Source organism: Streptomyces sp. NPDC050448 (genome assembly GCF_040655295.1).
Lineage (GTDB): Bacteria > Actinomycetota > Actinomycetes > Streptomycetales > Streptomycetaceae > Streptomyces.
In genome coordinates this window covers 131,411-143,743 of record NZ_JBFAJR010000017.1, presented here as the reverse complement: position 1 = coordinate 143,743, position 12,333 = coordinate 131,411, and the positions used below count along the sequence as shown (strand labels likewise).

Genomic DNA, 12,333 nt, shown 5'->3' with positions numbered 1-12,333 from the left:
ATGACTCTGCGCCGCGGCCGCCGTCTCGCCATCGATGTCGGGGATGCCCGTATCGGGGTCGCCTCGTGCGACCCCGATGGGGTGTTGGCCACACCGGTGGAAACCGTTCCGGGCCGGGACATCCCCTTCGCCCACCGGCGGCTGCGGCAGCTCGTCGAGGAGTACGAACCCCTGGAAGTCGTGGTCGGCCTGCCCCGCTCGCTCAGCGGGCGGGAGGGGCCGGCCGCGGCCAAGGTGCGCGTCTTCGCCACGGAACTCGCCAAGGGAATCAAGCCGGTGACGGTCCGTCTCGTGGATGAGCGGATGACCACGGTCACCGCCGCCCAGGGGCTGCGGGCCTCGGGGAGGAACGCCAAGAAGGGCCGTTCGGTGATCGACCAGGCCGCCGCAGTGGTGATCCTTCAGAACGCTCTTGAGACCGAACGGGTATCAGGTAATCCGCCCGGTGAGTGCGTCGAAGTGGTTGTCTGATCGCGATACGGTAACGTTCCGCGCGATGCGGCGGCATTCGAACAGTCGTCGCCCACCACTTCAGAGGCGGAACCGGGTGCCGCGGCGGATGTAGCCGTTGCCTCCGTCTCGCGGCTCTAGGGGATCGATGACTGAGTATGGCCGGGGCCGTGGCCCCGAACCGTGGCACCCGGAGGACCCCCTGTACGGGGACCAAGGGTGGACCGGGCACGAGGCCCAGCAGGCTCAGATGCCCTATGCCGGTGGCCCGCAGCAGCAGTATCCGCAGGAGCCGCAGTACCAGCAGGACCCGCAGTACCCACAGAACCCGCAGTACCAGCTGGACCCGCAGTACCAGCAGCAGTACGCGCAGCAGGGGCAGTACCCGGGGCAGCAGCAGGGCTATGCCCCACAGCAGACCCACCAGCAGCAGCTGCACCCGCAGCCGCAGCCGCAGCAGCCCGTGTACGACGGCCAGGGCTGGGACACCGGCCAGGGCCAGTTCACCGGTGTCCCGCAGGCCGACCCGTACCTCGGCGCGGACCCGTACGCCCAGCAGCCCGTCGGCGGCTACCCGGGCGAGACCCCCGATCTGTACGGCACCCCCGAGGCCTACCCGCCGCCGCAGCCCCCGGGCCGGCGCCACCTGGTCCCGGAGCAGGAGCAGGAGCAGGAGCCGGAGCCGGAGCACGCCGAGGAGGCCTCCTCGATCCTGCCCGGCGGCGACGACGACGATTCCGACGAGCCGAACGGCGGCGGACGCCGAAGCCGCCCGAAGGACAAGCCCAAACGACGCAACGGCGCGGCCTGCCTGATCTCCGCCCTCGTGATCGTGGGAGTCCTCGGCGGTGGCGGCTACTACGGCTACAACTACATCAAGTCCAAGTTCAGCGCGGGCGAGGACTACGTCGGCGAGGGCGAGGGCTCCGTCTCCGTCGACATCCCCAAGGGCACCGGTACCGGTGAGATGGGCCGCATCCTCAAGGCACACGGCGTGGTCAAGAGCGCCGACGCCTTCGTCGCCGCCGCCAAGGTCAACCCCAAGGGCGGCGCCATCCAGGCAGGCTCCTACGTGATGAAGGAGCACATGTCGGGCAAGGCGGCCGTGGACCTCATGGTGAACGGCGCCGGGATGAACGCCCTGGACGTCATCCCCGGCTGGAAGAACGTCCAGGTCTACAAGGCCATCGACGACAAGCTCAAGCTCAAGGAGGGCACGACCAAGGACATCGCCGCGAAGGAGGCGAAGACCCTCGGTCTGCCCGAGTGGGCCAACAACAACAAGGACATCAAGGACCCGCTGGAGGGCTTCCTCTACCCGGCCCGCTACGACGTCAGCAAGGACGCGAGCCCCCAGTCGCTGCTCAAGCAGATGGTGGCCAAGTCCAACGAGGCCTACGCGGGCGCGGACATCAAGGGGCAGGCGACCAAGCTGGGCCTCGCGAACCCGCTGCAGCTCGTCACCGTCGCGAGCCTCGTCCAGGCCGAGGGCAAGTACCAGCACGACTTCGACAAGATCTCCCGGGTCGTCTACAACCGTCTCAAGCCGGGCAACACCGAGACGTACGGTCTGCTCGACTTCGACTCCACGGTCAACTACATCAAGGGCCAGAGCACCCTGGACGTCGGTGCCGTCAGCGACCTCCGCAAGCTCAACGACCCGTACAACACCTACAAGATCAAGGGCCTGCCTGCCGGCCCGATCGGCAACCCGGGCCCGGACGCGCTCAAGTCGGCGATGAACCCGGCCGACGGCCCCTGGTACTACTTCGTGTCGGTGAACGAGAACGAGACGCTCTTCGCCGTGACGAACGACGAGCACAACCAGAACCGCCAGCGGTACGAAGAGGAACGGAAGAAGGCAGGGCAGTGATACGCGCAGCCGTGCTCGGTTCACCGATCGAGCACTCCCTCTCGCCGGTGCTGCACCGCGCCGCGTACCAGGAGCTCGGCCTCGACGACTGGTCGTACGACCGCTTCGAGATAGACGAGGCCGCGCTCCCGCAGTTCGTCGCCGGACTCGGCCCCGAGTGGGCCGGGCTGTCCCTGACGATGCCGCTCAAGCGCGCGGTCATCCCGCTGCTCGACGGCATCAGCGACACCGCCGCCTCGGTCGAGGCGGTCAACACGGTCGTCCTGACCAAGGACGGCCGACGCCTCGGCGACAACACCGACATCCCGGGGATCGTCTCCGCGCTCCACGAGCGCGGCGTCGACAAGGTGGAGAGCGCCACCATCCTCGGCGCCGGCGCCACCGCGTCCTCGGCCCTGGCCGCGCTCGCTCGGATCTGCTCCGGCGAGGTCACCGTGTACGTGCGCTCCCGGGCCCGTGCCGACGAGATGCAGGAGTGGGGCGAGCGCCTCGGCGTGGCCGTCCGCACGGCCGACTGGGCGGACGCGGCCGACGGGCTGGGTGCGCCGCTGGTCATCGCGACCACGCCGGCGCGTGCCACGGACTGGCTGGCGGCCCACGTACCCGCCGGTGCGGGCACCCTGTTCGACGTCCTGTACGACCCGTGGCCCACCGCTCTCGCGGCGGCCTGGTCGGAGCGCGGCGGCCGCCTCCTCGGCGGCCTGGACCTCCTCGTCCACCAGGCGGTGCTCCAGGTCGAGCAGATGACCGGCCGCCACACTGCGCCGCTGGCCGCCATACGGGCCGCCGGCGAGGCCGCGCTGCGGGCCCGTCACTGAGCCCCGGCCGGCACACCTGATGCACTGCGCGCACTGATCTTGCTCGGGTAGAGCCGGACCCGCCAGGGTGGGGAGGGCGCACCGCCGTCCGCCAGCTGGACTGGAGGGCGGTGCACCCGCCCGGACGTGGGAGGATCGGGTGTGGCGGGTCCGGGCCGCTCCTCCAGCTACGGCTGGGTGGTACCCCCAGGGCCGCGCCGCCGCAGTACCAGGCGCGAGCATGAGGAGCATCGTTGAGCAGGTTGCGTTGGCTGACCGCCGGGGAGTCGCACGGTCCGGCGCTGGTGGCGACGCTGGAGGGGCTTCCCGCCGGCGTTCCGGTCACCACCGAGCTGGTGGCCGACCATCTGGCGCGGCGCCGGCTCGGGTACGGGCGCGGTGCGCGGATGAAGTTCGAGCAGGACGAGGTGACCTTCCTCGGCGGTGTCCGCCACGGACTGTCCCTGGGTTCGCCGATCGCCGTCATGGTGGGCAACACCGAGTGGCCGAAGTGGGAGAAGGTCATGTCGGCCGATCCCGTGGACCCGTCGGAGCTGAAGGAGACGGGCCGCAACGCCCCCCTGACGCGTCCGCGTCCGGGCCACGCCGACCTGGCGGGCATGCAGAAGTACGGCTTCGACGAGGCGCGGCCGATCCTGGAGCGCGCGAGCGCCCGTGAGACCGCCGCCCGTGTCGCCCTCGGCGCCATCGCCCGGTCCTTCATCAAGGAGACCGCGGGCATCGAGATCGTCTCGCACGTCGTGGAGCTGGCCGCGGCCAAGGCCCCGTACGGCGTGTACCCGACCCCCGCGGACGTGGAGAAGCTGGACGCGGACCCGGTGCGCTGCCTGGACGCGGACGCGTCGAAGGCGATGGTCGCGGAGATCGACCAGGCCCACAAGGACGGCGACACGCTCGGCGGCGTCGTCGAGGTCCTCGCGTACGGGGTCCCGGTCGGTCTGGGTTCGCACGTGCACTGGGACCGCCGCCTGGACGCCCGCCTCGCGGCCGCGCTGATGGGCATCCAGGCCATCAAGGGCGTCGAGGTCGGCGACGGCTTCGACCTGGCCCGCGTACCGGGCTCCCAGGCGCACGACGAGATCGTGTCCACCCCCGAGGGCATCAAGCGCACTTCCGGCCGCTCCGGCGGCACCGAGGGCGGTCTGACCACCGGTGAACTGCTGCGCGTACGGGCCGCCATGAAGCCGATCGCCACCGTCCCGAAGGCCCTCGCCACGATCGACGTCGCCACCGGCGAAGCCGCCGCCGCGCACCACCAGCGCTCCGACGTCTGCGCCGTCCCCGCCGCGGGCATCGTCGCCGAGGCGATGGTCGCCCTCGTCCTCGCGGACGCGGTCGTCGAGAAGTTCGGCGGCGACTCGGTGCCCGAGACCCGGCGCAACGTCCGGTCGTACCTCGACAACCTGCAGATCCGGTGACGGGCGGACCACTGGTCGTCCTCGTCGGCCCCATGGGGTCCGGCAAGTCCACGGTGGGGGCGCTGCTCGCCGAACGGCTCGGCGTCCCCTACCGGGACACCGACGCCGACATCGTCGCGGCCCAGGGCCGCGAGATCTCGGACCTCTTCGTCGACGAGGGCGAGGCGTACTTCCGCGAGCTGGAGCGGCAGGCGGTCGCCGCCGCCCTCGCCGAGCACACCGGGATCCTCGCCCTCGGCGGCGGCGCGGTCCTCGACGCGGGCACCCGGGAGCTGCTGGCCGGCCTGCCCGTCGCCTATCTCTCCATGGACGTCGAGGAAGCCGTCCGGCGCGTCGGCCTGGGGGCCGCGCGCCCGCTGCTCGCCGTCAACCCGCGCCGCCAGTGGCGCGAGCAGATGGAGGCCCGCCGCCCCCTGTACACCGAAGTCGCGCGCGTCGTGGTGGCCACCGACGACCGCACCCCCGAAGAGGTCGCCCAGGCGGTCCTCGACGCTCTGGAGTTGAAGGACGTATGACAGACCAGGTGACGCGCATCCAGGTCGGCGCCGGCGCCGGATACGACGGGTACGACGTGCTGGTCGGCCGGCAGCTGCTCGGCGAGCTCGGCGCACTGATCGGTACGAAGGCCCAGCGGGTCGCCGTGATCCACCCCGAGGCGCTGGCCTCGACCGGTGAGGCGCTGCGCGACGACCTGGCCGAGCAGGGCTACGAGGCGGTCGCCATCCAGGTGCCGAACGCCGAGGAGGCCAAGACGGTCGAGGTCGCCGCGTACTGCTGGAAGGCCCTCGGCCAGTCCGGGTTCACCCGCACCGACGTGATCGTCGGCGTCGGCGGCGGAGCGACCACCGACCTCGCGGGTTTCGTCGCGGCCTCCTGGCTGCGCGGGGTGCGCTGGATCGCCGTACCGACCACCGTCCTTGCGATGGTGGACGCGGCCGTCGGCGGCAAGACCGGCATCAACACCGCCGAGGGCAAGAACCTGGTCGGCGCCTTCCACCCGCCGGCCGGCGTGCTGTGCGACCTGGCGGCCCTGGACTCGCTGCCGGTCAATGACTACGTCAGCGGCCTCGCCGAGATCATCAAGGCCGGTTTCGTCTCCGACCCGGTGATCCTCGACCTGATCGAGGCGGACCCGGCGGCGGCCCGCACGCCCGACGGCCCGCACACCGCGGAGCTCATCGTGCGCTCGATCCAGGTCAAGGCGGACGTCGTCTCCAGCGACCTGAAGGAATCGGGCCTGCGGGAGATCCTCAACTACGGGCACACCCTCGCGCACGCCATCGAGAAGAACGAGCGCTACAAGTGGCGGCACGGAGCGGCCGTGTCGGTCGGCATGGTCTTCGCGGCCGAACTCGGCCGGCTCGCGGGCCGGCTCGACGACGCGACGGCCGACCGGCACCGGGAGATCCTCGCCGCCGTCGGGCTGCCGCTGACCTACCGCGGCGACCAGTGGCCCAAGCTGCTCCAGACCATGCAGGTCGACAAGAAGGCCCGCGGCAACCTGCTGCGCTTCATCGTCCTCGACGGGCTGGGCAAGCCCACCGTCCTGGAGGGCCCCGACCCGGCGCACCTGATCGCCGCGTACGGCGAGGTGTCGGCGTGAGCCGCAAGGTGCTCGTGCTGAACGGCCCGAACCTGGGCCGGCTCGGGTCGCGTGAGCCCGACGTGTACGGGGCCACCTCGTACGCCGGGCTCGTGGAGAGCTGCCGCGCGCTGGGTGAGGAGCTCGGCTTCGACGTGGAGGTCCGCGAGACCAACGACGAGGGCGAACTGATCCGCTGGCTGCACGAGGCGGCGGACGGGAAGATTCCCGTGGTCATCAACCCGGGTGCCTTCACGCACTACTCGTACGGCATGCGGGACGCGGCCGCCCAGCGCACCGCGCCGCTGATCGAGGTGCACATCTCGAACCCGTACGCCCGCGAGGAGTTCCGGCACACGTCGGTCATCGCCTCGGTCGCGACCGGGACGGTGGCGGGCTTCGGCATCGGCTCGTACCGGCTGGCGCTGCGCGCACTGGCGGACGAAGTCCCGCTCTGACGGTGCTGGTGAGCGGTTCGGCCCCCGCGGTCATATAACGTTCTCGCATCAGTCGGTGGAACGAGACGGAGTGGCAGCGGATGCAGCAAGGAGCGGGGGGCGGCGCGAACTGGGGGCAGCCGGGGCATCATCCGGCTGCGCCCCCGCAGCCGCCGATACCCCCGGCGCAGGGATGGCCGGTGCCTGCGCCGCCGCACGCACCGCCGCCACACGCACCGCCGCCGCACGTGCCCCCGCCGCCCGGTCCCGAGGCCACGGGGCACATTCCGCTGCCGCCCGCGGTGGCCGGCACCGGCGGCGCCACGCTGGCCGTGCTGCTGATCGGCCCGGCGGGCGCGGGGAAGACCACGGTGGCCCGCCACTGGGCGAGCACCCGGCCGGTGCCGACCGCGCACGTGAGCCTGGACGACGTCCGGGAGTGGGTGTGCTCGGGCTTCGCGGACCCGCAGGCGGGCTGGAACGACCACTCCGAGGCCCAGTACCGCCTGGCCCGCCGCACCTGCGGCTTCGCCGCCCGCAACTTCCTGGCGAACGGGATCTCCTGCATCCTCGACGACGCCGTCTTCCCGGACCGGCCCGTGGTGGGCCTGGGCGGCTGGAAGCGCCACGTCGGCCCCGCCCTGCTGCCGGTCGTCCTCCTCCCCGGCCTGGAGATCGTCCTGGAGCGCAATGCCGCCCGCTCGGGGAACCGGCGCCTCTCGGACGAGGAGGTCGCCCGGATCCACGGCCGGATGGCCGGCTGGTACGGCTCCGGCCTGCCGATCATCGACAACTCGGACCTCGACGTCGAGGGCACGTCCCGGGCCCTGGACGAAGCCCTGGCCCGCGCCATCACGGCTCCCGCCTTCTGACCGCCGCCGCGGTGGCCGGGCCCTCGTACGGGCGTGCTCACCGGGCCGGATGCGCGGGGCGCTCGTAGGCTCGAAGACATGTCAGACGTGTACGCGGCCCGCCGGGGCCTGCTTCGCGACCGCTGTGCCGCCGCGGGGAACGCCGCCGCACTGATCACGCGTCCGGCGAACGTCCGCTACCTCGCCGGGGCGTCCCCGCCGCGCGCCGTCCTGCTCGTCGGGCCCGCCGGCGAGGACATGCTGTTCACCGTCGGCCCGCCCACCGGCGAAGCCGACGAGGGACGCCTCGACGAGCACCTCAGGCTTTCCGTGCTGTCCGCCCCCGGCAGCGACGCGGCCGTCGCGGCCGGCGACATGGCCGGCTCCCTGCGGGCCGACTCACTGGCCGTCGAGGAGCACCACCTCACCGTCGCCCGGCACCGCGCCCTGCGCTCCGTCGCGCCCGCGCTGCGGCTCGCCGACCTCGGGACCGCCGTGGAACAGCAGCGCCTCGTCAAGGACGAGGAGGAGATCGCCTGCCTGCGGATCGCCGCCGAGATCGCCGACCAGGCGCTCGGCGAGCTGCTGGAGTCGATCCTGGTGGGCCGGACCGAACGCCACCTCGCCCTGGAGCTGGAGCGCCGCCTCGTCGACCACGGGGCCGACGGACCCGCCTTCCCGACCTCCGTCGGCACCGGGCCGAACTCCGGCCGCTCCCGGCACCGGCCTTCCGACCGCCGCGTCGAGGAGGGCGACTTCCTGTCCGTCTGCCTCGGCGCCAACTACCGCGGCTACCGCTGCGAGATCGGCCGGACCTTCGTGATCGGCACCAGCCCGGCCGACTGGCAGATCCAGCTCTACGATCTTGTTTTCGCGGCCCAGCGGGCGGGACGCGAGGCACTCGTCCCCGGTGCCGCGTACCGCGAGGTCGACCATGCCGCGCGCTCCGTACTGGACTCCGCAGGCCACGGCGTGACCCTCGCTCCGTGGACCGGACACGGCGTCGGCCTCGAAATCGACGAGGACCCGCAGCTTGCACCTACGGCAATGGGTAAACTGGACGCTTGCGTGCCGGTCACCGTCGAACCGGGGGTTCACCTCCCGGGCCGGGGAGGTGTCCGGATCGATGACACGCTCGTCGTACGCCCCGAGGCGGACGGCGGTCCCGAGCTACTCACCATTACGACCAAGGAGCTGCTCGCGCTCTAGCCCGCTGCGGCGGGCTGTGCGCGCACCCGTGGTCTTCCAGTGCAGGAGATTCCGCAACCGTGGCTTCCACGAACGACCTCAAGAACGGCATGGTGCTCAAGCTCGACGGTGACCAGCTCTGGTCCGTCGTCGAGTTCCAGCACGTCAAGCCCGGCAAGGGCCCGGCCTTCGTGCGCACCAAGCTCAAGCACGTGCTCTCCGGCAAGGTCGTCGACAAGACGTTCAACGCCGGCACGAAGGTCGAGACGGCCACCATCGACCGCCGCGACATGCAGTTCTCGTACATGGACGGCGACTACTTCGTCTTCATGGACATGCAGACGTACGACCAGCTGATGGTCGACCGCAAGGCCGTCGGCGACGCCGCCAACTTCCTGATCGAGGGCTTCACCGCCTCGGTCGCCCAGCACGAGGGCGAGGTGCTCTACGTCGAGCTCCCGGCCGCCGTCGAGCTGGTCATCGAGCACACCGACCCGGGCGTCCAGGGCGACCGCTCCACCGGTGGCACCAAGCCGGCGCGCCTGGAGACCGGCTACGAGATCCAGGTCCCGCTCTTCGTCACCACGGGCGAGAAGGTCAAGGTCGACACCCGTACCAGCGACTACCTCGGCCGGGTGAGCAGCTAACCGTGGCTGCCCGCAGCAACGCGCGCAAGCGCGCCTTCCAGATCCTGTTCGAGGCCGACCAGCGCGGGGTGCCCGTGCGCGAGGTCCTCGCGGACTGGATCCGCCACGCGCGGTCGGACGACCGGCAGCCGCCCGTCAGCGCCTTCACGATGGATCTCGTCGAGGGCTACGCCGACAAGGTGAACCGCATCGACGACCTGATCGTCACCTACGCCGTGGACTGGGAACTCGACCGCATGCCGGTTGCGGACCGGAACATCGTGCGGCTCGGTGCCTACGAGCTGATCTGGGTGGACGACACCCCGGACGCCGTGGCCATCGACGAGGCCGTCCAGCTGGCCAAGGAATTCTCGACGGACGAGTCCCCCTCGTTCGTGAACGGGCTGCTGGCCCGCTTCAAGGACCTGAAGCCGAGCCTGCGCCGGGGCGAGTAGCCCCCGGCGGTTCGGCGAGAACGCAGGGCCCGCAGCGCACACGCGCTGCGGGCCCTCCGTTTCTGCCTCTGCGCCCGGAGACGCGAAACCGGCGTGGGCCGGGAGCCACGGCAGGCTCCCGGCCCACGCCGGTAACGTTTCTGCTGGTCCTGGGCGCGGGGACTAGATGTCCTCGTGCGCCACGGCGCGACGCGCATCCGCGTCGAGCACGCCCCAGCTGATCAGCTGCTCGGTCAGGACCGAGGGGGACTGGTCGTAGATGACGGCGAGGGTGCGCAGGTCGTCCTGGCGGATCGACAGCACCTTGCCGTTGTAGTCGCCGCGCTGGCTCTGGATGGTCGCCGCGTAACGCTGCAGCGGACCGGCCTTCTCGGCGGGAACGCCCGCGAGGCGCTCCAGGTCGAGGCGGAGCTTCGGCGGCGGCTCGGCAGCCCCGCCGGGAGTCGTTCCCGGCAGCAGCTCCTGCACGGGCACCCCGTAGAAGTCCGCCAGCTCGGCGAGGCGCTGGACGGTCACGGCGCGGTCCCCGCGCTCGTACGAACCGACCACCACGGCCTTCCACCGGCCCTGGGACTTCTCCTCGACACCATGGAGGGAGAGGCCCTGCTGGGTGCGGATGGCGCGGAGCTTGGCCCCGAGCTGTTTGGCGTATTCGCTGGACATAACGCTCCCGGACGCTGTGACGCTGTGACGACATGGACGCTGACGACATGGACCACGTGCGGCTCCGCCGCGCGGCTGGTAACTCACTGTGAGGTTACGCAGCGTTACTTGGATGCGTCAAGCCGAATGCTGTCCAACGCCCACGTACGAGGGGCGCCGCACGGGCCCGGTGCCGGTTCCCCGCCCCGGTCCTGGTACCGTGGAGCACGTACATCAGACGTCCTTTAAGGTCCGTCCCGTGAGGCGGAGAAGGAGGTCCTTTTCATGGACGCTCAGACTGCTCAGAACGTCGGTGCCCAGGGCATCGATGCGATGCGCCCCGTGCTCGAGGCACAGGACATCGCGCGGGTACTGACCCGCATCGCCCACGAGATCGTCGAACGCGCCAAGGGCGCCGACGACGTGGTGCTCCTCGGCATTCCCACCCGCGGTGTGTACCTCGCCCGCCGGCTGGCCGCCAAACTCGAAGAGATCACCGGCGCGAAGATCCCGGTCGGATCCCTCGACATCACCATGTACCGCGACGACCTCCGGATGAAGCCCGCCCGCGCGATCGGCCGCACCGAGATCCCCGGCGACGACATCGACGGACGCCTCGTCGTCCTCGTCGACGACGTGCTCTTCTCCGGCCGCACCATCAGAGCCGCCCTCGACGCGCTGGGCGACCTCGGCCGCCCCCGCGCCGTGCAGCTCGCGGTCCTCGTCGACCGCGGCCACCGCGAGCTGCCGATCCGCGCCGACTACGTCGGCAAGAACCTCCCCACGTCGCTGCGGGAGACCGTCAAGGTCCAGCTCCAGGAGGAGGACGGCCGAGACGCCGTGCTGCTCGGCCAGCGGACCGACACCGCAGCCGGGCAGTAGCCCGTACGAGTGAGGGCCCCGACCGCGGGGCCCGTGCGCAGGCCTGCCCTGCCCGCACTCCCGGTCCGCCGCCCTGCCCTCCCCGCCGCTCTGACCTCTTCGACATACGGAGCACCCTGATGAAGCGCCACCTCATCTCGGCCGCCGATCTCACGCGCGACGACGCCGTCCTCATCCTCGACACCGCCGAGGAGATGGCCCGGATCGCCGACCGGCCGATAAAGAAGCTGCCCACCCTGCGCGGCCGAACGATCTGCAACCTCTTCTTCGAGGACTCCACCCGCACCCGGATCTCCTTCGAGGCCGCCGAGAAGCGGCTCTCCGCCGACGTCATCAACTTCGCGGCCAAGGGCTCCTCGGTGTCCAAGGGCGAATCCCTCAAGGACACCGCCCAGACCCTGGAGGCGATGGGCGTCGACGCCGTCGTCATCCGGCACAGCGCTTCCGGAGCCCCCTACCGGCTCGCCACCTCCGGCTGGATCGACGCCCCCGTCATCAACGCCGGCGACGGCACCCACCAGCACCCCACCCAGGCCCTGCTGGACGCCTTCACCATGCGCCGCCGCCTCGTCGGCCGCGACGCCGGCCTCGGCAAGGACCTCGCCGGCCGCCGCATCACCATCGTCGGCGACATCCTGCACAGCCGCGTCGCCCGCTCCAACGTCGACCTGCTGCACACGCTCGGCGCCGAGGTCACCCTCGTCGCCCCGCCCACCCTGGTCCCCGTCGGCGTCGAGACCTGGCCCTGCGAGGTCTCGTACGGCCTCGACGAGGTGCTTCCCAAGTCCGACGCCGTCATGATGCTTCGTGTGCAGCGCGAACGCATGAACGCCGCGTTCTTCCCCACCGAGCGCGAGTACTCCCGCCGCTACGGGCTGGACGGCGCCCGCATGGCCAAGATGCCCGAGCACGCCATCGTCATGCACCCGGGCCCCATGGTCCGCGGCATGGAGATCACCGCCGAGGTCGCCGACTCCGACCGCTGCACCGTCGTCGAGCAGGTCGCCAACGGCGTCTCCATCCGCATGGCCGTCCTGTACCTGCTGCTCGGCGGCTCCGAGCCCGCCGTCACCACCAGCACCACCGCCCGCACCGAGGAGACCAAGTAACC

General features: G+C 71.3%; 14 protein-coding genes. 13 read left to right on the top strand and 1 reads right to left on the bottom strand.

From position 1 onward, the window contains the following. The 11 genes from ruvX to nusB all read left to right on the top strand — a co-directional run bounded on the left by ruvX (window position 1) and on the right by nusB (window position 9,698). Window positions 1–471 carry a Holliday junction resolvase RuvX gene (gene ruvX, locus AB0I68_RS21450; protein ID WP_327282511.1) on the top strand — a complete coding sequence of 157 codons (471 nt, stop codon included), beginning with the start codon at window positions 1–3 and terminating at the stop codon, window positions 469–471. Between the two features lie 127 nt (window positions 472–598). Beyond that, the gene (gene mltG, locus AB0I68_RS21445; protein ID WP_363178912.1) at window positions 599–2,323 is read left to right on the top strand and encodes an endolytic transglycosylase MltG; all 1,725 of its coding nucleotides are present in this window, start codon (window positions 599–601) and stop codon (window positions 2,321–2,323) included. Continuing rightward, entirely contained in the window at window positions 2,320–3,141 is an 822-nt protein-coding gene (locus tag AB0I68_RS21440) for a shikimate dehydrogenase (protein ID WP_363178911.1), read from the top strand. The genes mltG and AB0I68_RS21440 overlap by 4 nt, the downstream gene beginning before the upstream one ends. Before the next feature lie 233 nt (window positions 3,142–3,374). After that, window positions 3,375–4,559 (top strand): chorismate synthase, encoded by a 1,185-nt coding sequence (gene aroC / locus AB0I68_RS21435; RefSeq protein WP_363178910.1) that lies wholly within the window; start codon window positions 3,375–3,377, stop codon window positions 4,557–4,559. Further along, window positions 4,556–5,074, top strand: a complete 519-nt coding sequence (locus AB0I68_RS21430; RefSeq protein WP_363178909.1) for a shikimate kinase — start codon at window positions 4,556–4,558, stop codon at window positions 5,072–5,074. The genes aroC and AB0I68_RS21430 overlap by 4 nt, the downstream gene beginning before the upstream one ends. After that, window positions 5,071–6,162 carry a 3-dehydroquinate synthase gene (gene aroB, locus AB0I68_RS21425; protein ID WP_363178908.1) on the top strand — a complete coding sequence of 364 codons (1,092 nt, stop codon included), beginning with the start codon at window positions 5,071–5,073 and terminating at the stop codon, window positions 6,160–6,162. The genes AB0I68_RS21430 and aroB overlap by 4 nt, the downstream gene beginning before the upstream one ends. Then, a complete protein-coding gene (aroQ, locus tag AB0I68_RS21420) occupies window positions 6,159–6,599 on the top strand; it encodes a type II 3-dehydroquinate dehydratase (RefSeq protein ID WP_363178907.1) in 441 nt (146 codons plus the stop codon). Before aroB ends, aroQ begins: the two co-directional genes overlap by 4 nt. Before the next feature lie 80 nt (window positions 6,600–6,679). Further along, window positions 6,680–7,450 carry an AAA family ATPase gene (locus AB0I68_RS21415; protein ID WP_363178906.1) on the top strand — a complete coding sequence of 257 codons (771 nt, stop codon included), beginning with the start codon at window positions 6,680–6,682 and terminating at the stop codon, window positions 7,448–7,450. Between the two features lie 78 nt (window positions 7,451–7,528). Continuing rightward, window positions 7,529–8,638 (top strand): aminopeptidase P family protein, encoded by a 1,110-nt coding sequence (locus AB0I68_RS21410; RefSeq protein WP_363178905.1) that lies wholly within the window; start codon window positions 7,529–7,531, stop codon window positions 8,636–8,638. 59 nt (window positions 8,639–8,697) lie between these two features. Further along, complete coding sequence (efp, locus tag AB0I68_RS21405; protein WP_356848407.1) at window positions 8,698–9,264, top strand: elongation factor P; 567 nt, start codon at window positions 8,698–8,700, stop codon at window positions 9,262–9,264. Window positions 9,265–9,266: 2 nt separating this feature from the next. Continuing rightward, window positions 9,267–9,698 carry a transcription antitermination factor NusB gene (gene nusB, locus AB0I68_RS21400; protein WP_363178903.1) on the top strand — a complete coding sequence of 144 codons (432 nt, stop codon included), beginning with the start codon at window positions 9,267–9,269 and terminating at the stop codon, window positions 9,696–9,698. A gap of 162 nt (window positions 9,699–9,860) precedes the next feature. On the opposite strand, the gene bldD is transcribed toward nusB, so the two are convergent. Next, window positions 9,861–10,361 carry a transcriptional regulator BldD gene (bldD, locus tag AB0I68_RS21395; protein ID WP_007263032.1) on the bottom strand — a complete coding sequence of 167 codons (501 nt, stop codon included), beginning with the start codon at window positions 10,359–10,361 and terminating at the stop codon, window positions 9,861–9,863. 264 nt (window positions 10,362–10,625) lie between these two features. On the opposite strand from bldD, the gene pyrR reads away from it, so the two are divergent. Both pyrR and AB0I68_RS21385 read left to right on the top strand, forming a co-directional pair. Further along, entirely contained in the window at window positions 10,626–11,222 is a 597-nt protein-coding gene (pyrR, locus tag AB0I68_RS21390) for a bifunctional pyr operon transcriptional regulator/uracil phosphoribosyltransferase PyrR (RefSeq protein WP_363178902.1), read from the top strand. Between the two features lie 119 nt (window positions 11,223–11,341). Continuing rightward, window positions 11,342–12,331, top strand: coding sequence for an aspartate carbamoyltransferase catalytic subunit (locus tag AB0I68_RS21385; protein ID WP_363178901.1), 990 nt, complete (start codon window positions 11,342–11,344; stop codon window positions 12,329–12,331). Window positions 12,332–12,333 lie beyond the last annotated feature (2 nt).